Source organism: Mucilaginibacter agri (assembly GCF_009928685.1).
Classification (GTDB): Bacteria; Bacteroidota; Bacteroidia; order Sphingobacteriales; family Sphingobacteriaceae; genus Mucilaginibacter; species Mucilaginibacter agri.
In genome coordinates this window covers 200,749-224,661 of sequence record NZ_WWEO01000040.1, presented here as the reverse complement: position 1 = coordinate 224,661, position 23,913 = coordinate 200,749, and the positions used below count along the sequence as shown (strand labels likewise).

The 23,913-nt window shown below is 44.3% G+C and carries 20 protein-coding genes; 10 read left to right on the top strand and 10 right to left on the bottom strand.

Translation table 11 applies throughout. The features are described from left to right. Positions 1-39 precede the first annotated feature (39 nt). Positions 40-1,701: an ATP-binding cassette domain-containing protein gene (locus GSY63_RS25060; protein WP_166585039.1), complete on the top strand. Its 1,662-nt coding sequence runs from the start codon at positions 40-42 to the stop codon at positions 1,699-1,701. After that, a complete protein-coding gene (locus GSY63_RS06805; RefSeq protein ID WP_166585038.1) occupies positions 1,691-2,797 on the top strand; it encodes a glycosyltransferase family 4 protein in 1,107 nt (368 codons plus the stop codon). Before GSY63_RS25060 ends, GSY63_RS06805 begins: the two co-directional genes overlap by 11 nt. On the opposite strand, the gene GSY63_RS06800 is transcribed toward GSY63_RS06805, so the two are convergent. From GSY63_RS06800 to GSY63_RS06790, 3 genes are read right to left on the bottom strand one after another with little or no spacing between them, the layout of a single operon-like run. Next, on the bottom strand, positions 2,794-3,906 hold the full coding sequence (locus tag GSY63_RS06800; RefSeq protein WP_166585037.1) for a glycosyltransferase family 4 protein: 1,113 nt from the start codon (positions 3,904-3,906) through the stop codon (positions 2,794-2,796). The genes GSY63_RS06805 and GSY63_RS06800 overlap by 4 nt on opposite strands. Before the next feature lie 13 nt (positions 3,907-3,919). Beyond that, on the bottom strand, positions 3,920-5,068 hold the full coding sequence (locus GSY63_RS06795) for an amidohydrolase family protein (protein WP_166585036.1): 1,149 nt from the start codon (positions 5,066-5,068) through the stop codon (positions 3,920-3,922). Then, entirely contained in the window at positions 5,040-5,810 is a 771-nt protein-coding gene (locus GSY63_RS06790; protein WP_166585035.1) for a class I SAM-dependent methyltransferase, read from the bottom strand. The genes GSY63_RS06795 and GSY63_RS06790 overlap by 29 nt, the downstream gene beginning before the upstream one ends. A 289-nt stretch (positions 5,811-6,099) precedes the next feature. Here GSY63_RS06790 and GSY63_RS06785 point away from each other — a divergent pair, with 289 nt between their 5' ends. The 4 genes from GSY63_RS06785 to GSY63_RS06770 are packed head-to-tail and all read left to right on the top strand — an operon-like array spanning position 6,100 to position 10,932. Beyond that, complete coding sequence (locus tag GSY63_RS06785) at positions 6,100-7,599, top strand: B12-binding domain-containing radical SAM protein (protein WP_166585034.1); 1,500 nt, start codon at positions 6,100-6,102, stop codon at positions 7,597-7,599. A 13-nt stretch (positions 7,600-7,612) separates the two neighbouring features. Then, on the top strand, positions 7,613-8,656 hold the full coding sequence (locus GSY63_RS06780) for a radical SAM protein (protein WP_166585033.1): 1,044 nt from the start codon (positions 7,613-7,615) through the stop codon (positions 8,654-8,656). 3 nt (positions 8,657-8,659) lie between these two features. Continuing rightward, the gene (locus GSY63_RS06775; protein WP_166585032.1) at positions 8,660-10,123 is read left to right on the top strand and encodes a B12-binding domain-containing radical SAM protein; all 1,464 of its coding nucleotides are present in this window, start codon (positions 8,660-8,662) and stop codon (positions 10,121-10,123) included. Further along, the gene (locus GSY63_RS06770) at positions 10,120-10,932 is read left to right on the top strand and encodes a class I SAM-dependent methyltransferase (RefSeq protein ID WP_166585031.1); all 813 of its coding nucleotides are present in this window, start codon (positions 10,120-10,122) and stop codon (positions 10,930-10,932) included. The genes GSY63_RS06775 and GSY63_RS06770 overlap by 4 nt, the downstream gene beginning before the upstream one ends. Positions 10,933-11,021: 89 nt before the next feature. Here the strand turns inward: GSY63_RS06770 and GSY63_RS06765 are convergent, their stop codons facing one another. The 7 genes from GSY63_RS06765 to GSY63_RS25055 form a co-directional block, all read right to left on the bottom strand. Next, positions 11,022-11,969 (bottom strand): hypothetical protein, encoded by a 948-nt coding sequence (locus GSY63_RS06765; protein ID WP_166585030.1) that lies wholly within the window; start codon positions 11,967-11,969, stop codon positions 11,022-11,024. A gap of 35 nt (positions 11,970-12,004) precedes the next feature. Beyond that, positions 12,005-13,306, bottom strand: a complete 1,302-nt coding sequence (locus tag GSY63_RS06760; RefSeq protein ID WP_166585029.1) for an O-antigen ligase family protein — start codon at positions 13,304-13,306, stop codon at positions 12,005-12,007. Beyond that, on the bottom strand, positions 13,284-14,411 hold the full coding sequence (locus GSY63_RS06755; protein ID WP_166585028.1) for a DUF1972 domain-containing protein: 1,128 nt from the start codon (positions 14,409-14,411) through the stop codon (positions 13,284-13,286). Before GSY63_RS06755 ends, GSY63_RS06760 begins: the two co-directional genes overlap by 23 nt. Further along, positions 14,408-15,538 (bottom strand): glycosyltransferase family 4 protein, encoded by a 1,131-nt coding sequence (locus GSY63_RS06750; RefSeq protein WP_166585027.1) that lies wholly within the window; start codon positions 15,536-15,538, stop codon positions 14,408-14,410. The genes GSY63_RS06755 and GSY63_RS06750 overlap by 4 nt, the downstream gene beginning before the upstream one ends. Further along, positions 15,528-16,499 carry a glycosyltransferase family 2 protein gene (locus tag GSY63_RS06745; RefSeq protein WP_166585026.1) on the bottom strand — a complete coding sequence of 324 codons (972 nt, stop codon included), beginning with the start codon at positions 16,497-16,499 and terminating at the stop codon, positions 15,528-15,530. The genes GSY63_RS06750 and GSY63_RS06745 overlap by 11 nt, the downstream gene beginning before the upstream one ends. Beyond that, positions 16,496-18,142: a hypothetical protein gene (locus GSY63_RS06740; protein ID WP_208094478.1), complete on the bottom strand. Its 1,647-nt coding sequence runs from the start codon at positions 18,140-18,142 to the stop codon at positions 16,496-16,498. Before GSY63_RS06740 ends, GSY63_RS06745 begins: the two co-directional genes overlap by 4 nt. A 102-nt stretch (positions 18,143-18,244) precedes the next feature. After that, positions 18,245-19,660 (bottom strand): oligosaccharide flippase family protein, encoded by a 1,416-nt coding sequence (locus GSY63_RS25055; RefSeq protein ID WP_166585024.1) that lies wholly within the window; start codon positions 19,658-19,660, stop codon positions 18,245-18,247. A gap of 113 nt (positions 19,661-19,773) precedes the next feature. Here GSY63_RS25055 and pxpB point away from each other — a divergent pair, with 113 nt between their 5' ends. The 4 genes from pxpB to GSY63_RS06715 all read left to right on the top strand — a co-directional run bounded on the left by pxpB (position 19,774) and on the right by GSY63_RS06715 (position 23,907). Then, positions 19,774-20,511, top strand: coding sequence for a 5-oxoprolinase subunit PxpB (gene pxpB, locus GSY63_RS06730; RefSeq protein ID WP_166585023.1), 738 nt, complete (start codon positions 19,774-19,776; stop codon positions 20,509-20,511). 3 nt (positions 20,512-20,514) lie between these two features. Next, the gene (locus GSY63_RS06725; RefSeq protein ID WP_166585022.1) at positions 20,515-21,507 is read left to right on the top strand and encodes a 5-oxoprolinase subunit C family protein; all 993 of its coding nucleotides are present in this window, start codon (positions 20,515-20,517) and stop codon (positions 21,505-21,507) included. 17 nt (positions 21,508-21,524) lie between these two features. Continuing rightward, entirely contained in the window at positions 21,525-22,286 is a 762-nt protein-coding gene (locus GSY63_RS06720; RefSeq protein ID WP_166585021.1) for a LamB/YcsF family protein, read from the top strand. Between the two features lie 433 nt (positions 22,287-22,719). Beyond that, a complete protein-coding gene (locus GSY63_RS06715; RefSeq protein WP_243749170.1) occupies positions 22,720-23,907 on the top strand; it encodes an NRAMP family divalent metal transporter in 1,188 nt (395 codons plus the stop codon). Positions 23,908-23,913: the final 6 nt, after the last annotated feature.

Below are 23,913 nucleotides of genomic sequence, written 5' to 3'. Positions count from 1 at the left end.
AGCCGGGAACACTTTTTTTAAATTTCGATAATAACAGTTGTGTATAACACCATTAAACATATTCGGTTGGCGCTTACACCGGCAGAAAGGCAAGGGTTAAATCGCCATGTTTTTTTTGGAATTTTAATCAGCGTGCTGGACATTGCTTTTTTGGGTGCTGTTGTTTGGATCGTAAATATTATCGCAAATCGCGGCCAGGTGGTGGGATTTGGTACGTCACTTTCCAATTGGATTACCGGCAATCTTTTAATGGTAGCCATAACAGCATTACTACTCTTCGCCCTGAAAAATCTGATTGGCTACTTGATCACACAATCACAATATCGCTTTAGTTACCGGGTTGCGGCGAGGCTATCCAATACCAAATTACTGCAATACCTGCATGGCGATTACTTCAACTTTGTTAATACCGACTCATCGGTGTATATGTACCAGATCGGGCAGCAACCGATAGAATTTTCTCAGTATATCCTATCGGGCTTGCACCAAATTATTGTGCAGGCCGCATTGATTGTGCTGGCGGTAGTAGCCATTTTGATTTATAATGCCAAGCTTTTCCTCATTATCACCGTATTTATTTTACCACCTGTTTTTATCGTGTCGTATTTTGTGCGTAGAAAGATCAAAACGGTACGCAGCACCACCCGCATTAATAGCGAGAAAAGCCTGCAGTACCTTAAAGAGTCGCTTTCGGCTTATATTGAAAGCCATATCTATAACAAATTCACTTTTTTCTCTGATCGATATATTAAACATCAGCAGCAATTGAATGCCAATCTTGCAGACCTGCAAAGCATCCAGGTTTTACCGTCGAGGCTGTTTGAGGTGTTTGCAATAGCTGGGATCTTCATTATCATTTTTATTAATTCGCACAATGGCAACGGCGATAACCTCATTGCCGTCGGCGTATTTATGGCGGCTGCTTATAAAATAATCCCAGGTTTAGTAAATATTATCAGTTATACCGGGCAGATAAGGGCTTACGAACATGTGCTGAACAACATGCTGCCTGAGGTTGAGCAAGCAGATATTACTGATTTTGAAGATCTAGAGCCAATCCACAAGATCGAATTTAAGGCAGTAAAATTCAGTTATAAAGAGCGTAAGATATTTGAAACCCTGAACCTCCAATTATCCGCAAGTGATTTTGCAGGTATCAGCGGATTTTCCGGCCGCGGTAAAACTACCTTAATTAATATGCTGCTGGGTTTTATTGAACCTCATGGAGGGCAGATCAGCTTCAACCAACAACCTGCCGACGCCTACCTGCGTGCCGCCTATCGCGAACGGATCAGCTACGTAAAGCAATCTGTTTTGCTTTTGCATGATAGCATTTTTAAAAACATCGTGTTAACCGACGGCTTATATAGTGAGGTGAGACTAAATAATGCCTTACGCATCAGCGGCCTCGATACGTTGATTGCCGAATATCCCGAAGGGATCCATAAACTAGTGACAGAGAACGGCAATAACCTAAGCGGCGGCCAGCGCCAGCGCATTATGTTGGCCCGCGCGCTCTATAAAAACTTCGACCTGCTGATACTCGACGAGCCCTTTAACGAACTGGACGATGAAGCCGAACAACGCATTTTAAACGCATTAAAACTATTGACACAAGACGGAAAAATGATCCTCTTCATTACCCACAATCAGCAGAGCCTTGCGTACTGCAACAAAATTATAACGCTCGATGAAGCCTAAAGCGCTGATAATATTAAGCCCCGGTTTTGCCGCTGATGAAAGTGATACTGCTTGCCTGCCGCCGCAGCAAGTATTTGTAAAGGCATTAAAACAAACCTACCCGGATACGCACCTAATCGTGCTCAGCTTCCACTACCCTTTTCGCAGGGATAATTATAACTGGCATGGTGTACAAATAGTGAGTTTTAATGGTAAAGATTGGGGCAAAGGATTCCGATTGCTTACATGGACCAGCGTTTGGCGACAACTGCAACTTCTGAATAAACAATATCGCCTGCTGGGTATCCTTAGTTTTTGGTTGGGCGAGTGCGCCTATGTGGGTAAGCGTTTTGCAAAAAAGCATCAACTCAAACATCATATTTGGCTATTGGGGCAAGATGCCAAAGCCGGGAACCGATTTTTTAAACGCGTTAATCCCATGGGCGACGATCTGATTGCACTATCTGATTTTGTAGCCGACAGCGTGGATCGCCACTACGGCATTCGTCCGCAACATACCATACCAGTTGGTATCGAAGCTGATTTATTTTCGGATACACCTGTAAAAAGGCACATCGATATTCTGGGAGCAGGCTCACTTATTCCTCTTAAACAGTACCATTTGCTGATAGAAACTGTCCGTCTTGCTGTACTTTATTTTCCTAAACTACGCGTGGTTCTCTGTGGTAAAGGACCCGAAGAAAACGCGTTGAGAGACTTAATATCGCAATATAAGCTCGAGAATAACATCAATTTGTTAGGTGAAGTTCCGCATCAGGAAGTGATCAGATTAATGGGGCAATCGCGGGTGTTTGTGCACCCTTCCGAATACGAAGGCTTTGGCTCCGTATTGGCCGAAGCCTTATATGCCGGCGCACACGTAGTATCCTTTTGCAAACCAATGAACGTTGTGGCCGATCAACATCACGTGGTAGCCGATATCAATGAAATGCAAAGGCGGGTAATTGGCCTGCTTCAACAACCAAAACTTAAACACGAACGAATCTTATTATATAGTATAGAAAGTATCGCACAGCAAGTTATGGAGCTATATCAAACAAATGACAAGTCGAGACAAACGAGCAAGGATACCGAAACCAATAACTCAATAACCTAGGAACCAACAACCATCCTGCACGCTTCATAAACATCTTCCGCTATCCTATCAAAAGAGAGACTTTCGTTAAAGTGGTTGATCACAGCTTCGGAAGTTAGCATTTGGGGCTGCTCCAGTTTGCAAAGCATGCGGTATAGATCCCAGCAATCTCCGGGTTTAAAAAGATACCCGTATTTGCCTTCAGCTGTTATTTTACGAAATGGTGGTATAGCTGTAACCACAGGGATGCATCCGCAGGCCATAGCTTCTAACAGGGCGTAACCACTGCCCTCCTTATGGCTGCCCGATAAATAATAATCTGCCGCACTAAACCACCATGGCAGGTCATTGTGCGTTGTTTTGCCCACCAATATAACTGCAGTTTTAAGCCGGGAATCATTTTCAAGCAACACGTTTATATCAGGAAGCAAATCATCCGTCTGGTAAATCATGTACAATAGTGCAGAGGGCTGCAGATTAAGATAGTGGCCAAATGCTTTTAATATACACAGCGGATCTTTATTGGCGTTAAGTCTGCCAACCCACAAAAATGTTTTAACACCCAGCGGAATATTTAGCTTTTTGCGGCTATTCTGTTTGTTGTAAGCCGAAACCTGCGCTGATGCCTCAAGCACTTCGAAAATCTGATGCCGTTTCTTGATTACGCCTTTATCCTGCCACGCCTCGGCATTACCTTCTGAGGTAAAAAGATATGCGTCTGTCATTTTCGCGGCCAACCTTTGCAGCCAGAGTTTGATGCCGGTAAAAGGTTGTTCGCCGTGGTGTTGTACCACAATTTTGCATCGCGATCCGCACTGCAACCGCAAAGCAATAACCTCCATCGGAAAACTCAGTCCCTGCACCAATACTACATCGGGTTCCTGATTGGCAATTAGCTTGTTGGCCCTTAAAGCCAGGTATCTGAATTTGTTAACACCCTTAAAAAAATAATAAAGCAGCCCATTATCGACACAAAATCCCTCAAACCCGGCATGTTTTAAAAACAGGATGTGCATTTTATCTTTCAACAAACCGGCGTAACGTGTAACCAGGTGATGGCGCTCTAATACCTGCTCGGGTTTTTGATACTCGAGGTGGCTATAATAGGTAACGTCGACCAGTTTTATCATTGTTGGTAGTGTTTTAATTGGCAATAACAGGAAATCGGGCTTCGGGATAATAAATTTTAATTTGCCCTATCAATGCGGCAATATTGCCCAGCACGTACTTGCTGGTATTACCAACATTAATGCAATTATATTGCTGCACCGGAAAATGCTGACCGGCCAGTTGCTGATATACTTCTTTATCAAACATACTTACGCGGCCGCGATGCATCACCAGCATTAACTGTTGAGGATCAATATCAAAAAGCGTATCTAATTGGTTATCCTTGGTTTTTGCAATTACAATATCAGCATCTTTTCCGGCATTAAGTACACCCGTGTTTAATTTCCATATCCATGCTGCGGTAGTGCTTAGGCTTTGCGCTAATTCTACCGCGGTTAATTGATTGGTTTTCAAACCCTGGCGCAAATGCTCCCAGATATTCCAGCTACCCGTAAGCGTAGAGTCCGTGCCTAACAATATGGGTGTATGTTGCTTCAGGGCTTCAATACCCGCTGTTTTATTCAGCAGAAAAAAGTTAGACTGCGGGCACCAAACCAATGCTTCAAGCTTTTCTGCCTGGTGCGTTTGCATGGCTACCCCATGTACGCCAATCAGTTTCTTGTTAAACAAATTCCATTTCAGCAATTCATCTATTTCCTTGCTTGCTGCATCATCAATGCCTTCGCCTGTATGAATCACGTAGGGCTTCCGCAAATTCATGGGATTGTTCAATCGCAGTTTCCAGCGCTTTTCAAACTTTACCGAATGCAGGCAGTGGTACTCGTTAACCACATGGATCAGGTCGCTTGTAAATTTGGTTCCGTCGCCGTGGTTAACCACTGTGGTTACCCCAGCCAAAAGGTTTTTATATATTCCCGATGCGGCCCGCAGAGGCTGCGGTACTTTTAACACCCGCTGAATTTCTTCTTGATAGTATTTATGAATATAGTTTCCCCATTCGGTATAGTTCTGATAATGCTTATCTCCAAGTTGCGGGAACAGGTTAAAATCCAGATGATCGTGCGAATTGATTAATCCCGGAAAAGCCAGTGCGCCATCAAAGTCGATCGACAGATCGTCCGTTCCCGAATTTTCGATAGAAACTTCCTTAATAAGGCGGCCTTCTACCTTTATATCAACAGGTGCGCTGCCGTTAATTAAGTGCAGGTTGCGGAGTATCATTTTTAGTTCTGCTTAAACACATGCCGTAAATAATAGGCCGACCTTTAAATTTTTCGTAAACCCCTAAAGCATTTTTCTTTTCGTAGTAATGCTTAACGCTTTCATCAACCAAACGCTCTTCCAGTGCGGTGATGCCAAAGCCATGAGCAGCCAATTTATTGATAAGCATGCTAACGGGATGTACGTTATTATGTATGGTGATTTTTTGGTTTTGTACACTAAAGGTACGTTTACCCCCCATGGCCAATGCTTCAGGATGGAAGTCGGTAATAATAACAGCAGCTTCCGGTTTAAGCGCTTTTACCCAGGCATTAACCACATCATCAATGTTATCAATATGCGCTACCGTAAGGGTCGAGACAATTATATCTAATGAGTTATCGTTAAGCTGAGGCACCAGATCGCCGGTTAATTTTACTATATCGGCCTGCGGATATTTGCGCTTCAATTCGTCGAGCATACCTCCCGAAACGTCGTAACCAGTTAAACGCGCAGGTTGCCCCTTAAACAATTTAGACCAGTGCCTGCCCGTACCGCAACCCATATCTGCCACTATTTTATCTTTCAGGTCGATGGTTTTCAGTAACGAGCCGAAGATCTGCTCGTCCAAAGCCAGCATCAGGTTATCGGGCTGACGGTCGTACTCGGCCGCCCACAAGTCGTAAGCTGTTTCAGATGGCGTGTCCGGAACAGGTTTAGTAAATCTGAAATGGTTAAGATAACCTTTGAGTTGAGCGATCATTTTATAGCGGCTTTACTCAAATAATACGACCCAAACGGGGTAATGGTTGCCATTTCAACGGCCATGGTGAAAAAAAGCGCGGCCTTGTGCGATTCCCTCCCTTGGGAGGGCAGGGAGGGGTGTCTGCACCAAGGCTGTTGAGAGACCCCTCCCTGCCATATTACGGGCCAACATACCCCTCCCCTGGGGAGGGAGTTTATTTAGGAGATTTGTCGCCCATTTTAATCATTCCACAAGGCAACCAATGCCAAAATCGCAGCGTAATCTTTATACAGAAGCTCGCTGAAAAATGAACAAAATATTGCTGTTTAACCCCCGTAGCGCCAATAACAAATATCGCATACCTAACTCCATCCTTAACATTGCCGCCTCTGTTGAAGGCAAGTACGAGTGGGTAATTGTAGATGGAAACTGCGAACACGATGCCCTTAAAAAAATAACCAGCTACCTAGATACCGGCGAATTTCGTTACCTGGGTTTCACGGTAATACCCGGCCCTCAGTTAAGGCAAGCAATACCCATTTCTAAACATATTAAAAAGCACTATCCTAACACCACCATGGTTTGGGGTGGATACTTTCCATCTATATACGATCAGGTTTCGCTAAACTCGGGCTATGTTGATTTTATTATCAACGGCCCTGGCGATCACGCCTTTTTGCAACTGGTGGATGCGCTGGAAAACTTTCAACCTTATGAGCTGATCAAAAACCTGATCTACAAGGTTGATGGCAAGATCTACAAAACCGCCAAAGCCGATCTGCTCGATCAGGACACTTTGCCGCCGCTGCCCTACGATAAGCTGAACGAATTTTATCCTATTCCGAAATTTCTAGGAAAAACCTACCTGGGCGATCATACGTTGGCCTATCACTCGAGTATTGGCTGTCCATTTACCTGTTCGTTTTGTTCTGTTGTGCCAATTTATGAGGCACGCTGGAAAGGGAAATCGGCCCAGAACATTTATAAGGATGTAAAATATATTAAAGAAAAATGGGGTGCCGATGCCATAGAGTTTCACGACAACAACTTCTTTGTTTCTGAAAAACGTGCGGTTGAATTTGCCAAACTGGTAATGAATGATAACATGACCTGGTGGGGCATGGCGCGCATTGATACCATGGATAAGTTTAAAGACGAGTCGCTGGAACTGATCCGACGGTCGGGTTGTAAAATTATTTTCTTTGGTGCCGAGAGTGGTAATGATGCGGTGTTGGAGCAGATGGATAAAGGCGGAACACAAAACGGCGCACAAATACTACGCTTTGCCGAGCGGTTAAAGAAATTTGACATTATCCCCGAATACTCTTTTGTGCTAGGCACCCCCGCCCCGACGCCCGAGGAAGTAATGAAGCAGATTGACTTCGATATAGACTTTATTAAAAAAGTAAAGGCTATTAACCCAAAAACAGAAATTGTGATTTATACCTATAGCCCGGTAGCCACAGAGGGGTCGGAATTGTATAAGCAGGTGGTGGAGGCCGGGTTTAAATTCCCCCAGGTTCTGGAAGACTGGATTAGCCCGGCCTGGGAGAATTTTGATCTTCGCAAAAACCCGTTAACGCCCTGGCTAAAGCCTGAAATGGTAGACAAAATCCGCAATTTCGAAACCGTACTTAACGGCTGCTACCCTACAGTTACAGATATTAAACTGAACGTTATTAAACGTAAGGCTATTAAGCTGTTGGCCAACCTGCGTTATCGCACCAGCTTGTACCACTACCCTTACGAGATTAAACTTTTACAAAAGGTTTGGCGCTACCGTCAACCAGAAATTCAGGGATTTTAACAACAGAACCCACATGCAACTCAAAAACATCTATCATACTGTGCAGCGCGTACGTACCCTCGAAACCGACAGGATACATGCCCTGCCCATTGCCATACTAATGCCTCATAGCGCCTGCAACTGCCGCTGCGTAATGTGCGACATCTGGAAGGACAACAAGAACCTGAAACAACTTACCGAAACCGATATTTCCGACCTGCTGGCTACTTTTAAAAAACTGGGTACGCAGCAAGTTGTAATGTCGGGCGGCGAGGCCTTGCTTAATCCACATTTTTTTAAGCTTTGCGAATTACTTAGGCCGCATAACATTAAAATTGTGTTGCTTACCACTGGCCTTTCTATCCGGAAACACGCCTATGATATTGTTAAGTACGTTGATGAAGTAATAGTTTCTTTAGATGGCGACGAGCAACTGCATGACCAGATCCGCAACGTGCCTGGCGCTTTCCGCAAAATGCGCGAAGGTATTGCCTTCTTGAAATCGTTAAAACCCGATTTCAAGATTACCGCCCGTAGCGTTGTCCACCGCCTTAACTTCCGTAAATGGCCTGATATTATCCAGGCTGCCCGGAGTATGGGGATACAGCAGATCAGCTTTTTACCTGCGGACGTAACTAGCCATGCCTTTAACCGCCAAATGGCTTGGGAAACACCGCGCCAGGATGAGGTATTGATACAAGAAAACGAACTGCCTGAATTGATTAAAGCCGTAAACAAGGTAGTGATCATCAGCCGCCGCCACCCAGGGCTGGTAGCCGAATCTGACGAGAAGTTGTACAACATATACCGGTATTACGCTGCGTTTTATGGCTTAAATCCATTTCCATTCAAAAAGTGTAATGCCCCTTGGGTATCAACCGTTATTGAAGCCGATGGCAGTGTGAAGCCCTGTTTCTTCCACGAATCTATGGGTAACATCCGCGACAAAAGCCTTAACGAAATCTTAAATACACCCGAGGCCATTGCCTTCCGAAAAATATTAAAGGAGGGGCAAAATGATACTTGTGCCCGTTGTGTATGCTCGTTAAACTTACCACCCACCGCTCATTTAAATTAAGTTATGGCTGCACATGTATTATTAACCCATTCCTATTTTCTGCGGTTTGATAAAAAACAGTGGCAGATCGGCCAGCCGTATGCTCCGCTGGCTACACTTTACGCGGCTTCTATTTTGCGTGACCGGGATTACGAGGTTACTTTTTTTGATACGATGTTTGCACACTGTCCGGATGATGTTGCCGCCTCGATACAAACCCGCCCCGATTATTTTGTGATTTACGACGATGGCTTTAACTATCTCACCAAAATGTGCCTCACCAATATGCGCGAGGCCGCTTTTGAGATGTGTAAAATGGCTAAAGCACAGGGCTGCACCGTAATTGTTTCCAGCTCCGACTCTACCGACCGTTATAAAGAATATTTAAACGAGGGTGCTGATTATGTTTTAATAGGCGAAGCTGATGAAACACTGCCCGAACTGATTGAAGCGCTTTCATCGGAAGAATTATTTAATCCACTGGATATTGCGGGCATAAGTTTCATTTTAAATGGTGCGCCCGTTAAATCGACGCCTCGCAAGGTTATCAAAGACCTCGACCACTTGCCCTTCGCTGCCTGGGATTTGATTGACATAACACCCTACCGAAATGCCTGGCTTAAAAGCAAGGGTTATTTCTCTATGAATATGAGCACCACACGCGGTTGCCCTTTCAAGTGCAACTGGTGCGCCAAACCGATTTATGGCAATCGTTATAACTCGCGTTCGCCAGAGCATGTGGTTAAGGAACTAACCTTGATGCAGCGGATGTTCAAATTTGATCATATTTGGTTCTGCGACGATATCTTTGGGTTGAAACCGGGTTGGGTACAAACCTTTGCCGATTTGATAGAACAATCCGGGCTTCAGTTTAAATTCAAGATCCAGTCACGAGCCGATTTACTTTTGGAAGACGCCGAAGTGGCTTCCCTTGAACGCGCGGGTTGCGAAAACGCCTGGATCGGTGCCGAAAGCGGCTCGCAGAAAATACTGGATGCTATGGATAAAGGTACCACCATAGAGCAGATCCATAAAGCAACTGCGCTATTGAAAAAGCATAATATTCATCCCTCCTTTTTTATCCAGTTTGGCTATCCGTCGGAAACTAAGGAGGATATTGGTAAAACGGTGCAGATGATCAACCAGTTGCTCCCTTACGAGATCGGCATTTCGGTATCCTACCCGCTGCCGGGTACGGTTTTCTTCGATCGCGTTAAAGAGCAGCTCAAAGATAAAACCAACTGGACTGACTCCGACGAGATGGCACTGATGTTCCGTAATACCTATCCGCCTGCATTTTATAAGCAGTTACATAAATACGTGCACCGCAATTACCACCGCCATCTGGCCCGCGCGGGGATGCTGCAGCTGCTGCGTTCGCCGCTAGCTGTTGACACGGGCACGATAAAAAAAGCGCTTTCTATTATCTATTACCTGCCGGCTACCTGGTTAGAAAAGATCAAACTTAACAACGCCGAAACTGCATGACATCCGTCTTACACGAACAACAAGCCGGTGCGGCATTCTCTAAGCAGTCGGCCATATTTGATGAGATCTATTCAGGCAATACCATTGTGCATTACAAGCGCAAACACGTGCGTGAACATTTTTTAAGCCGACTACAACCAGACAGCCACATTCTCGAACTCAACAGTGGTACTGGCGAAGATGCGATCTATTTTGCACAACAAGGCCATAGCATACACGCTACGGACATTTCCGAAGGTATGCAGCAAAGGCTAAAGCAAAAAGCCGCTTCGTTGATAAGCAATGCTCAAATCAGTACCGAGTTATGTTCTTTTACGCGTTTGGACAACTTGCAAAGCCGCGGCCCTTATGATGCCATATTCTCTAATTTCGGCGGATTGAACTGCACCGACGAATTAGATAAAGTACTGGCCTCTTTCAACGACTTACTAAAACCTGGCGGGATAGCAACCATGGTGATTATACCCAAATTTTGCCTTTGGGAGTCGCTGCTCATTTTTAAAGGAAAGTTTAGAACGGCAACCCGCAGATGGTTTGCCGGCAAAGGCCGTACCGCACATATCGAAGGTCAGTATTTTACCTGCTGGTATTATAATCCATCGTACTTAGTCAAACGAATGAAGAAAGACTATGATTTAGTGGGTTTAGAAGGACTTTGCACGTTTGTACCACCATCCTATATCGAAGGTTTTGCCGAGAAGCACCCCAAAAACTACCGCCTGTTGCAAAAGCTGGAAAACAGGTTTAAAAGTAGCTTTCCATTTAAATATTGGGGCGATTATTTTATTATATCGTTTAGGAAAAGGTAACTGAATGCGTTGTCGCATGCAGTTACCATGTTCGTTCCGCATAAGATCTCTCCTACTTCGAGATGACAAAATGTTATAATTGCGCAGCCTCAAAAAATATTCTGCTCCAGATCTTTAGTTACCCGCGCTACCTTTTCATTATAAAAAGTCATTATGCGGCTTTGAAAATTAACGGGATTAGGTTTTGCATAGCCTTTGGTAGCCATCATACTCATCAATACACCACGCTGATTTAAGCGGCCTTGTGCCGTCTTTTTGTTCCAGCTACGGGCGGTTAGGTTCATCAACCAGTTATCGAGCGCGTTGCCGATGGGATTGTTGAAGATAGTTTCGGTAAGTCTTTTTAGCCAGCCGCGTTTCACCGGTTCTGCATAGGCTACCCGCATCAGGTGATTAGGTAAATAGCTGCGCGTCCAGGTATTGGCATTAAAAAAGCGATTAAAGGTTACATCGCCTTGTAAGGGTATAAGGGTTACGGTTTCGGTTGCTGTAAACAGGTTTTGTTCCACAATTTCGGTACGCGCTTCATCCACAAAATAATTCATGCAGAAATAGTGCTGCTTGTTAAACAGAAACGTGAGCTTTTTAAACAGGTGCAGCAAGCTGCGGGCGATCCACAACCGGTTGGCCGCCGTTATTATGAAAAAATCAATATCCGACTGATCATCGGCATATTTTTTAGACAGCGAACCCGACACTGCAATCCCCCGCACATAGGGAAACTTCACCAAAAAACGACTTACTTTTTCGGCAATGCTTAAGAGCTCTTGCGCTTTTTTTGCGCCGACTTCGCGGCGGCTAACCATGTAGCTATCGTTCTTCAACGCGTAGTAATTACCCAACTGGTAAACAAGCCCATGATCTACCAGATATTCGAGGCAGTAGTGCACCTGCTCCAGTTTGCAGCGCACGGTCATAAATAAAAAAACCTCATCTTTTGTGAGCGGAAAGTTAAAAATATCATAATATGCCAGGGCCGATAAAACCTGTGTTTTAATGCCCGAAAAATCTGCGATATAACTGTGAGGTTTATACATAGATACTTGATTAGCAGCGTTACGATTGTATACTACTAACACGTTACTGCGGGCGTTAAGGTTGCCTCGCTTTGCACATTTTGCCTTTTAATATGCGCTTTGGGCGATGTTTTAATGCTTAGCAAAAGGAGTGAGAAAAACGCCCCGTAAAAGTAAATCCCTTTATTGGCATCAAGTGCATTCTCCGCTATAGATGTGCTGATCAGCAATATCACACATGTGGTTAAAAGTAAGTTATTATCCCTTACCGAAACAGTTAAACAATAGCCGAGCACAAATAGGTAAACGGCTAAACCTATGGCTCCACTTTTAATAAGGATACTTAGAAATTCGTTATGGGCATTCAGCCGGTGGATGAATGAGTGATATAACTTGTGTTTAAAAAATGCCTGTTGTACAACCTCATCTTCTGTACCTGTGCCGTAGCCCAATATTGGTTTCGCACGGGCGGTTTCCAGGGTAACTTTCCACCGGTCGAGCCGCGAATCAGTTACCAGTTCTATCCGGTTCATGTTAACGTCGGCTTCCATGTCAGAAAACAGCCTCGTTTTCAGGCTCTCATAGCGTAATACCAGCAACGCGCCCAATATAGTAAGCACTACCGAGCCAGCCAGCAACAGTACCCGCTTGCGGCCTTTAAACAGGTATAGCGGCACAAAAATATATCCCACAATTACGAGCGAAATAATGGCCGATTTGGACGACAACTGAATTAACGCCGCAAATAAAACGGCACCACCGAAAAGTAGTAGTGCCCTGGCTAATTTCCGCTTTTCATTTAGTAAATTCTGAAACAAGATGATTGTCGCCGCAACCAGCAATACCGAAAAAAATGTAGCGTGAATACCAACTGGTTTAGAGAAATTATGATTGACAAAACTAGATGAATACACTGCCCTTAACGGGAGATGAAAATATCTGATAGTACGAAACACCACCCCAAACAGCACCAATGATACTGCAACACAGCTAGCAGCAAAACCGTTTAGCAGTTGATCTTTATATTTTGTTACTAATGGCCGGTGCAAGGCAAACAGAAGGGGTATTAGAAAGATATCCACCTGCATTCCCCAGTCGTTAAATGCATTATGCAAATCGGTGGTGTAAACGGTACTGAACACGGTGACAAAGAATATAGACTGCAGCACCAAAACGCGACGATCATACGCGGCTTTCAAATCAGCTTTTTTGAGGTTGATAAACGTATGGATAGCCAGGCTGACAAGCACAATCTCGCTGAAAAAACGATCGAGCGGGAGGCAGATAAAAAAAAGCAGGATATGGTAGTAACTGATCTGGTTAACTGCCGAATCGTTAACACGCCAAAACTTTTTCATAATTCATGCTGCAATAACATTCACAAATAAACTCTTCGTAGGCGCCGATTATCTTATTCCAATTATAATGCTGACGGATTTTCCTGATGTTGTTCGCAATCATCATTTCTTCTGCGCTATTACGGCTAACCACTTCGGTAAGCCATGCCACATCTGCCGACGATCTGAAATAAAAAGCATTATGATTAAGCACCGAACGGTTAAAAGGGTTGTCGTGCGCGGCAATTAATGCCCCACCGGCCATGGCCTCTAAAAGCGACGGATTGGTGCCCCCCACACTATGTCCATGAAAGTACAGGTAGGCGTTATGTTGCAGGTGTTGTATGGTTTTGATATTAAAAATAGCATCGTGAAAGCACACGCGCTCATCATGGTTAAATTTCGCTTTAAGGTATTTGCCAAACTTGTTGCTGGTATTGCCAACCACTAAAAACTTTTTGGTTGATACACTTTTGGTAAAGCCTTCTAAAATAGTTTCGATATTATTCTCAGGCTCCATGCGGGCTACCATTAAAAAGTAGTCCTGCGGCTTCAGGTTAAACTTATTCATCAGCACACAATCATCGGCCACAAAGGGTTCGGCACCATAGGCTATAAAGGCACTGCCAATATTATATTTTTTTTTCAGGTACGATTGGATCACTGTTGAATCGGCAACGTAATAGTTGCTGTATTTTACGGCTAGGCTTTCGGCATATTTCAGAAACTGCTGCACGGGTTTTGAGTACTTAGAGCGCTTCCATTCCAACCCATCCATGTTAGATATAATGGTGGTATTGCGCTGAAACAAACTTCCCCATACCGAACTACTGGTATATCCCATAAACAATATCACATCGAAGTTGCGCTTGCGCATATCCTGTATACAATTATAATCGTACACAAACTGCCCGGCAGTGCCCAAAACATGTTCAGGATCGTAGCAGTGTACAATCTCAACCCCGCGCCAGGTATCACCCTGATATGGGTGGTTGTGCGAATTGTATACCGTTACCGAGTGGCCTTTTTCAACTAACCCTGGTGCCAGGTAGGCCGTGATCTGCTCAAAGCCACCATAATGATTAGGGATGCCGCGTGTACCGGCTACGGCAATTTTTAGCTTCATGATTGTAAAAGTTTATAGAGTGTATCTGCTGTTTGCTGCCAGTTGTATCGTTGTTGTATCTGTTCGGCAATATTTTCTAAAAAGGCAAAAGTTGGCGGGTTGCGTAATATGCTTTGCAGTTTAGCGGCAAACTCCTCTTCTTTATAGGGATCAAAGAAATAAGGTTCAAAAAAATCGAAGCTTTGCATGGCCGTGGCCGACGAGCACAATACCGGCACGCGGTGCATGGCCGCCTCCAGTGGCGGAATGCCAAACCCTTCTGCTACCGTAGGGTAAACAAACGCCCGGCAGGCCTTATAAAACATGGCCAGATCATTAGGCCCTACCTGTTCTATGGCATAGAAGTAGCGCTTTTGTTCTTCGGTCAGGCTGTTTACAATGGCTTGTAATTCGGCAACCGGCACAGATGTTTTACCAATAAACACCAGCGATATGTGCTGTTTATAAAGCTCGAGCTTTAACCAGGTTTTTAACAGCAGCTGATGGTTTTTACGCCCTTCTACACGGCTTACATATAAAAGGTAGTTTTTAATGCCATAGTTTTCGAACACATGTTTTGCGGCTATATCTTTATCAACCTGGTTAAAATTATTGACGGTTTCAACTCCGTTTGCCAGTATATTAATATCGCACTCATCGAGTTGATGGTAATTTGCAATACGCTCTTTAGAATATGCCGAAACCGTGGTTTTGATAGCCGCATTTTTAATGCTCCATGCAAAAAGATATTCTCTTCTTTTGCGATAGCGAAACGAGAAATACTGTTTAAAATCGTTAAAGACGTTATCGTGCAGGGTTACAATATAGCGGCAACGACCATTGCTGCGCGGAATGATATACTGGAAATGAGCAAAATCGAATTTATGAGTCTTAATATACCGGGGAATATCCGTGAGGTATCTGAGGATCCCCGGTTTAGCATTTTTGTAAGCTAGTATCCGGTCTTTCGATAGCTGCGGAAAAGCTGCAGCCAGTCTGTCGGGGTACGAAGTGCCAAAATAAACATCTACCTGAGGGTATTTAGCTAGCAGCGCCGTGTATAATCCATGCACAAACGTATAAGTACCCTGGTATTCTCTATCCATGGCATGTGCGTCTACAAACAATTTAATAGACTTAGTACTCATAGGTTGCGCCTCCTTTGGTTGTATGATATAAGCGGTGAACAACGCCGGCTGGCAGCAGTGTAAGCAACAATAACAAGTAGCTCTTAAAATGCAGTTTATTAATAGCTAATAGTTTAAACAAATTATACCGAGCTTTTTGCGGGTTATGATTATTCCATAGAAACTTTTTGGCGAGCAGACCATAGTAAGCTTCGTGGTTTATGTTGTTGTTTAATTGTTCGCTTCTAATGGATACCAACTCGCGGTACGCCTCAGGGCCGATATCGCCTTTGCGTAAAGCGTCAGATTTAATTTCGAGGAATCTCGGGTGGCACCATTTTTCGTCGATGGTAACCGATTCGGGATTTAGGCGCACCTTAATCAGTCGCTGCGGCAGGTTATACCCCGGATATTGTTTCAGCACCTTAAGCCACAGCAAATGATCTTCGAACGTATGGGCATAAATATTATAGCCGCCTTGTTCCAAAATGCTTGCTTTACGGTAAAATACACTCGAATGTATAAAAGGGCAGGTTTGATAACTGAGTTGGTCTACACCCTGCTTTGGTATTACCGGCGCCTTAAAATGGAAAATATGATTACCCTCCTTGTCTACATAATCGGTATCCGAACCGATAATATGGTATTGTGGACGGGCTTGCATAAAGTCATGCTGCACCTCTAAACGGGTTGGATAGCATATATCATCAGCATCAAAACGGGCTATAAACTGTGCCTTGGATAAACGGAGCCCGGTATTTAATGCACCAGCCACACCTTCATTTTTTTGATTGACGAGCCGGATGCGGTTATCTGCAAAGGAGTTTACAACCTCGATGGTATTGTCTGTCGAACCGTCGTTAATGATCAGCAACTCAAAATCGGTAAAAGTTTGCTCCAGCACCGATCTTATAGCCTCGGCAATGTAAAGCCCGGCATTATAGGCAGGCATTAACACAGATATTTGCGGGATATCACTCATGCCTGCATAGGTGTTAAAAGTTGATGTTCTTTAATATCTACCAGCAAAAGCAATTCAAACAGTACGACTATCGATAACTGCTCGAACCAGTAATCGGTAAAAAATACGCAGCCGATAAAAAGTAACATTGGTAACCCATAACTCAGGTAGCGGCGTTGTTTAAGAAAATATCCTACATAGAAAATCACAAATAACAGCCCCCCCGCAACGCCATACTCGCCTAATAATTGGTCATAAACCGAATCGGGACTGTTTGTTACCGAGTGCATGCCCGTGCGCCGGCTAAAGAAATTGAGGTAAACATCCAGGTGGTTCGACAAAAAATCGGGATTTATAGTGGCGTATTGTTGCGGATAGCCACCCGACATACCTAGCCCGGTTAGTTTAAAGGCCAACTTGGATGAGAAATTACCTACACCATCACCAGTGATCATTTTGCGTGGGTGGCTCGCAAAAAAATGAACCGTTTGTTTAAAAGTAATTAGCTTTCCGGGGATAATGCGTTGCGTGGTTTGCGGTTGGGTGGCTAAAGGCAGTTGAGCTTTATGAGTGACAATAAAAGCAATAAGCCTTTTCTGCATGCCATCTGTATCAGACCGTGGTTGAAAAGTTGCTGTATGGATAAGATCCTTAGGCAATTCGTATTTTACCATGCCTAATGGTTCCGGTACTTTAACGTGTTCTTCGCGGTATCGCTTCTCTAATATAACGCTGAGGCTGTCAAGATAAAGCTGAGCTATCTTATCCTGCTTCTCGCTTGGCGATAAGGTCGAATCGGGCCTATCGGTAATGCGTACTTCTTTCACTGGAACAGGGTCAAAAGACACGTTTTTATTGAACAGCATTTTGTTGTACATCTTATCGATGTAATACATATTCTGCGGTGTAACCTTCACCATAAATGTAACCAGCATCAGCAGACTGACCACAATCATGCTCTTTTGGGCGGCGGTACTACGGAAGATAAACACCAAAGCCAAAATCCCGAAAAGCATAATATTAACCGTATTACTTGTTGCCAATAGCAGGACCGCCAGGCAAAGCAACAGCATTTTATAATTATAGCGAAGGAGATAATAAATAACGCCCAAACCGGCAATCACGGCGTTGGTGATCGACACGTCGAAAGTAATACCCTTAATATAGTCGCCGGTATTTAAAAAGTACTGCTGATAATTCCCCTGGTAACTATAAGGGTTTATCTTCTTAATGTGAAGTATTATAAGCAGGATATTAACGAACGAAACTAAAGCATTGGCGAGAAAGAAAACGGTAATGGTTTTATGCAGTACAGAGGATTCTGTTCGTTCCGCCATCAGCTTAATTTGATGGATAGCCAGGATACAGAGACCCCAAAATAGTATTCCGGTTAAAAAGGCAAGATTATAAGGCAAAGAAAAAAAATAGCGGAACATCAGCCAGTTAATCATAGCAATTGCAATAACCCCGACGTAAAACAATGGTAAGCGCGAGTTCTTAATACGAAATCCGAACTTAAAATCGGGTTGCAGAATGTAGATAAATACAATGGCAAAAAGCTTCACAATTAGCTTTACATTCAGAAATAGCAAAAGGAAAACCAGCAACTGCCAGTTAATTCCTTTCACTAAATCCTTTAATTTAACTAAGACTAACTTTACCATTTAACCAACCCAACACAGCTTGTGTGAAGACCCTGTGTTGTATTAGAATTACGCCCGCACAAGCTTAATGGTTGCCTGTAGCGAAATCAAAACGCTAAATATTTATTCACTGACGGCAAGCCGCAAAGCATTCAGATTTTTAAAGGCAATTTGTTTGAAGATGAGAGACAACAGAGCATAGATAACCACAGCCGATAAAACGATTGGCACTACAGCATTGAATACCATACTTGCTATAAATCCACTTACCAAAGCGCAAACACAACAGATTAAAAGATTAAAAACCATTCGCATAGCTTGTTGTCTTTCTATCGCCAGTGCATATAAAACTGCCTGCGTAAGCATTGCAAAAAGGTAAGCTAATGCCGCGCCTACGTTGCCAATCAGCGGGATTAGCACTAAATCGCTAACCACATTTACCGCGAACGTTACGGCGAATACTTTGAAAATAAGCCGCAGTCTACCCTGAGCGAAACCGACAGTCCACAAAAAGTTGTTAAAGTACATGAGGGGCATACATATCGACAGCACCAGTATCACACTCGAATTCACTGCGCCGTACTTACCACCCGTAAACCAATCTACCAAGGGTGTCCAGCAGAGGTACATCACCATGGCAATCAGCATGGAAAACACTAACTCCAGTTTCAAAAGCTGAAAGATATGCGACGGAAAAAAGCCTCGCTCCTTAACAACCGATACAAACCGGGGCAGCAGCAAAGGCGCAACAGCTAATAGCGGCAGGGTGGAAATTTCGAATGCTTTGTAGGCAAAGCTATACTCGGCGAGCTTAGCGGCAGGAAGGTACAGCCCAATAAAGATCCAGTCGAACCGTGCCAGTGCCGATGTAAATAGTACCACACCTATTTGCGGCAGGGCTTCCTTCAGCAATTTGAAATAAGGTTTAGGGTTAAGATTTACGCGGAAAGGTAAGTGAATATTTACACGACAGAGGTAAAGGGTTGCCGCAAACTCTAAAGCATCACCTGCCAAAAAAATCAATACAACGTTGGTTAATGAAACAAGGTGCAATATGGCAAATACCATCAGCGCCACTCCCCTAACTATATTCGATACTACCGACATTTTAGCCAGCAACCCAAACTGCTCCTTACCGGAAGCCAGCTGCTTGTATGGCGTCGAAAAATAGATCATCAGCTTACCAGCTCCTATCAGCAGTAGCATCTGAAATATCGTCGATTGGTGAGGCATTACCCAACATACCAAAGCCAAAATCCCATAAAATACCAGTCCGGATAAAAGCAGGTGGCCGATGTAAATCGCCATAACCTGCGTTGCATCGTCGCCCTGGGCTATTTTTTTTATGGCGAGCTGGTCTATCCCGCAGGCCAGAATATTAAATGCAGTCATCAACACCGCCAGCACCCAGTTTAACTGACCAAAGCTTGTTTTATCCAGCCAAATGGATAGCACGTAAAAAATAGCCAGTCCAAAAACCTGGTTAACTATCAATTGAATAATATTGGCCGAAAGATTTCTGATATGCCGGGGTTTCACAGACTAATTTACTTTGCGTATTGCTTAAGCAATACGCGCCTGTTATGGAAACAGTTGCTTTTATTAATCAAGTATTTGCAGGGTTACAATGTTTATTCTAAATTGAGCGAAATATGCGCTCCCCAATTAATTCTGCTATTTCGTTCGGCATTTACAGCCTGAGCGAGCAATCCGTAACGCTCGAATTTGGGCACGAGATTAGCGAAGAGTTGCATCACCAAATCAGCAGTTTCGACAGGCTGATTCACAGTAATACATTTGCTGGTTTTAAGACCACTGTACCGGCTTACAGTACGCTTAGCATTTTCTATGACATATTGGAGGTTTCGCAATCAGATATGCCCGGCGAAGATTGTTTTACTAAAGTATCCAATTACCTCCACCAACTTCAAAGCGAACAACTAACTCAACCTAATACACCCAATAACTCAATAACCAATATCACCATCCCCACCTGCTACGGCGGTGAATATGGCGAAGATATTGCGGAGGTTGCCCAACTCAATAACCTGAGTATTGATGAGGTGATAAGCCTGCACAGTACCGCCATCTATAAGGTCTACATGATCGGTTTTGTACCCGGATTTGCCTACTTAGGTGGCATGGATCAACGTTTAGCAACACCGCGCAAGCCTTCACCCCGTAAGGCCATTCCTGCGGGATCGGTAGGCATAGCGGGCGAACAAACTGGCATTTATCCCTTAGAAACACCCGGCGGCTGGCAACTATTAGGCCGTACGCCCATCAAACTATTTGATGCCAACAAAGCTCAACCTTCCCTGCTCAAAGCGGGCGATCAAGTTAAATTTCAGCCCATAGATCACAACCAGTTTAACCAATACCATCAATAAATAATGCAGATCCGTATAGTTAAACCCGGTATATTGAGCACCGTACAAGATCTCGGCCGCATGCAATATCTTTCGCAGGCCGTGCCCGTTTCGGGTGTTATGGATAGCTTATCGGCCCGCACAGCCAACATGGCTCTTGGCAACCCCGATAATGCCGCTGTAATTGAGTTTACTTATGCCGATGCCGAATTTATTGCCGAAAGCGACTTGCTCCTGGCCTATGCGGGCGATGGCGCAATACTACAGGCCGGCGAAACGGTAATTCTCGAAGAACGCCCCTATTTTATCCCGGCCGGAACCTCGATACAACTCGTTAACAATCCCACTGGTAGCCGCACATACCTCGCTATTGCAGGGGGCTTCGATGTACCCGAAGTTTTGGGCAGCCGTAGCACTTACATCACGGCTGGCTTAGGAGGCTTTAAGGGCCGTGCACTGCAAATGGGCGATGTGCTGACTGCAAGCGATAACCTCAGCTATACCTCTACAAAAATATTAAGCAGCCTCAAAGGCGCTCATATCAATTTTGCGCACTGGAGCATCGCCCGCCGCATGTTTCAGCCCGCAGATAACAAGCGCATCCGTATAGTACCGGCGCACGAGTTTAACTGGTTTCACGGTATCTCTATTGTTAATTTTCTGTCCGAAGGTTATACTTTAGGACAGCGCAGCAACCGGATGGGTTATCATTTAGAGGGTGGACCAATTAACCGCATCATCAAAAACGAACTGCTTTCTACCGGCGTGACACCCGGCACCATACAGGTTGCAGGCGACGGCACCATGGTGATGCTAATGGCCGATTGCCAAACCACTGGTGGCTATCCGCGCATTGCACAGGTAGCCTCTGTTGATATGCCATTGTGTGGGCAGTTTAAACCCGGCGACACCATTTATTTTGAAGACATCAGCCGCCAAACTGCCGAAATGCTGTATATTGAACGTGAAGCCGAACTGCTGCAACTGAGAGAGGCCATACGGCTTAAATATTTATAATTATTGAAAAGTATACCATGCAAACCATCGACTTAAACTGCGATATGGGCGAAGCATTTGGCAATTACCCCATGCCCAACGATGAGATTTTGTTAGATCATATTACCTCGGCCAACATAGCCTGCGGTTTCCACGCCGGCGACCCGGAAGTAATGCAACGTACCGTAGCCATGGCTATTAAAAAAGGTGTGGCAATCGGCGCACATCCCGGCCTGCCCGATCTGCAGGGCTTCGGTCGCCGCGAAATGAAGATCACGCCTAACGAGGCTTACCAGATGACGGTATACCAGATTGGCGCACTGTATGGTTTTGTAAAAGCAGCAGGCGGCAAACTGCACCATGTTAAAGCTCACGGAGCGCTATATAACATGGCGGCAAAAGATGCAAGCTTAGCCAAAGCCATTGTAGAGGCCGTACATGATTTCGATCCGAGCCTCATTTTATACGGTCTTGCAGGCAGCCAAATGATCGATGCAGCTAAAAAAATCGGCCTGGCAACAGCATCTGAAGTATTTGCCGACCGCACTTACCAGGACGATGGTTTACTTACTCCCCGCTCGCAAAGCAACGCCATGATTACCGATGAAGCCCAATCCATTGCCCAGGTATTACAAATGGTGCAGCATCAGCAAGTGCAATCCGTCAGCAATAAAAATATCCCGCTAAAGGCTGAAACCCTTTGCTTGCATGGCGACGGCGCCCATGCGGTTGAGTTTGCCAAACTGATTAATGAACGGTTAAAGGCCGAAGGCATTATGATTAAAGCTCCGTCTGTATAAATGCTTAGGTTGAATCTTATATATAAAACATCGCAGCAAACTGATATGGAACAATCGGTTTTGATGAATAACATATCTAATTATGTCAGCAAAGAATATAGCATATTAAAAATTGATGACAACAAACTCGCAATCACTTTGATAAAACGGTTTAAATCGCGGTCTAAACAATTTAGAACAATATACAAGGGAAAATTCGAAGTTTACGATTCCAAAATCATATTGAGTTATGAGATAGATTTACTCATACCTCTAATAATTTCAATTATTGCAACCATATTCACCTTTCCGCACTTCTTCGGGTTACTGGTATTCGTTGCGCTCGGATTACAAGAGATAATCCGAATCAGCCTCTTACATGATACGAGCAAAAAAATGTTAAAAGGGATAACAAATAATACAAATCACCCCACAACCACTAAATTTAAATCCATTGCTTTCGGCTGAGAAAAAGTTTAACTGGAGTATTCTCATAGGCGCAGCTTTCCTGATGGCTAGTTCGGCTATTGGGCCGGGCTTTTTAACGCAGACTGCCGTTTTTACTGCTCAGCTTGGTGCAAGTTTCGGGTTTGTGATCTTACTCTCTGTTGTGTTAGATGCCATTGCCCAGCTTAACATCTGGCGTATTATTACTGTGGCCGATAAACCCGCACAGGATATCGCCAATGAGGTTTTCCCAGGGCTGGGGTATTTTATTTCTTTTTTAGTTTTTTTGGGCGGCATGGCTTTTAACATCGGCAATATTGCCGGGGCGGGCTTGGGGCTAAATGTGCTATTGGGGGTAAGCGTTGGTCAGGGGGCTATCATGAGCGCCATTGTGGCCATCGGCATTTTTGTTTACAAAGAAGCGGGCAAAGCCATGGATACCTTTGCTAAAACCATGGGCTGCATTAAAATATTACTTGCTTTATACATTGCTTACGTAAGTAATCCGCCACTGGCCGAGGCGGTTGTGCGCTCGGTTAACCCAACAAAATTCAGCTTTGGTGCGGTACTAACTATTGTGGGCGGTACGGTGGGTGGCTATATCACTTTTGCGGGGGCTCACCGTTTGTTAGATGCGCGGCAAACGGGCATCCAAAACCTGCCCGCTATTAACAAAGGAGCATTAAGCGCCGTTGGATTGGCTTCGTTAATGAGGTTATTGTTATTTATAGCTGCATTGGGCGTAGTGAGTGCGGGACATATCTTAAATCCGGATAATCCAGCTGCTTCAGTGTTTCAGTTCGCTGGCGGACAGATCGGATATAAATTATTCGGCCTGGTAATGTGGTCGGCAGGAATCTCATCTGTAGTGGGTTCTGCGTACACCTCGGTTTCGTTTATTAAAAGCTTCCATCCGGTTATCTTGAAATTCAACAGGCATATCATTATTGGATTTATTATCGTGTCGTGTTGTATATTTCTGGCAATAGGCAAGCCTGTAAAAACGCTTATTACTGTGGGTGCTATCAACGGATTGATCCTGCCATTGGCATTGGGTATTATGCTGATAGCCGCTTATCGTAACAAAATTGTAGCTAACTATAAACAACCGCTTTGGCTCACTATACTTGGTGTTGCGGTGGTAGTCACCATGACTTGGATGAGCTACGGTGCCATTGTTCAGTTAATGAATTGATATTAA

Excerpts from the sequence above, each read along its gene's own strand:
- GSY63_RS06805 (WP_166585038.1), top strand. The coding sequence starts at position 1,691 with ATGAAGCCTAAAGCGCTGATAATATTAAGCCCCGGTTTTGCCGCTGAT.
- GSY63_RS06800 (WP_166585037.1), bottom strand. The coding sequence starts at position 3,906 with ATGATAAAACTGGTCGACGTTACCTATTATAGCCACCTCGAGTATCAA.
- GSY63_RS06795 (WP_166585036.1), bottom strand. The coding sequence starts at position 5,068 with ATGATACTCCGCAACCTGCACTTAATTAACGGCAGCGCACCTGTTGAT.
- GSY63_RS06790 (WP_166585035.1), bottom strand. The coding sequence starts at position 5,810 with ATGATCGCTCAACTCAAAGGTTATCTTAACCATTTCAGATTTACTAAA.
- GSY63_RS06785 (WP_166585034.1), top strand. The coding sequence starts at position 6,100 with ATGAACAAAATATTGCTGTTTAACCCCCGTAGCGCCAATAACAAATAT.
- GSY63_RS06780 (WP_166585033.1), top strand. The coding sequence starts at position 7,613 with ATGCAACTCAAAAACATCTATCATACTGTGCAGCGCGTACGTACCCTC.
- GSY63_RS06775 (WP_166585032.1), top strand. The coding sequence starts at position 8,660 with ATGGCTGCACATGTATTATTAACCCATTCCTATTTTCTGCGGTTTGAT.
- GSY63_RS06770 (WP_166585031.1), top strand. The coding sequence starts at position 10,120 with ATGACATCCGTCTTACACGAACAACAAGCCGGTGCGGCATTCTCTAAG.
- GSY63_RS06765 (WP_166585030.1), bottom strand. The coding sequence starts at position 11,969 with ATGTATAAACCTCACAGTTATATCGCAGATTTTTCGGGCATTAAAACA.
- GSY63_RS06760 (WP_166585029.1), bottom strand. The coding sequence starts at position 13,306 with ATGAAAAAGTTTTGGCGTGTTAACGATTCGGCAGTTAACCAGATCAGT.
- GSY63_RS06755 (WP_166585028.1), bottom strand. The coding sequence starts at position 14,411 with ATGAAGCTAAAAATTGCCGTAGCCGGTACACGCGGCATCCCTAATCAT.
- GSY63_RS06750 (WP_166585027.1), bottom strand. The coding sequence starts at position 15,538 with ATGAGTACTAAGTCTATTAAATTGTTTGTAGACGCACATGCCATGGAT.
- GSY63_RS06745 (WP_166585026.1), bottom strand. The coding sequence starts at position 16,499 with ATGAGTGATATCCCGCAAATATCTGTGTTAATGCCTGCCTATAATGCC.
- GSY63_RS06740 (WP_208094478.1), bottom strand. The coding sequence starts at position 18,142 with ATGGTAAAGTTAGTCTTAGTTAAATTAAAGGATTTAGTGAAAGGAATT.
- pxpB (WP_166585023.1), top strand. The coding sequence starts at position 19,774 with ATGCGCTCCCCAATTAATTCTGCTATTTCGTTCGGCATTTACAGCCTG.
- GSY63_RS06725 (WP_166585022.1), top strand. The coding sequence starts at position 20,515 with ATGCAGATCCGTATAGTTAAACCCGGTATATTGAGCACCGTACAAGAT.
- GSY63_RS06720 (WP_166585021.1), top strand. The coding sequence starts at position 21,525 with ATGCAAACCATCGACTTAAACTGCGATATGGGCGAAGCATTTGGCAAT.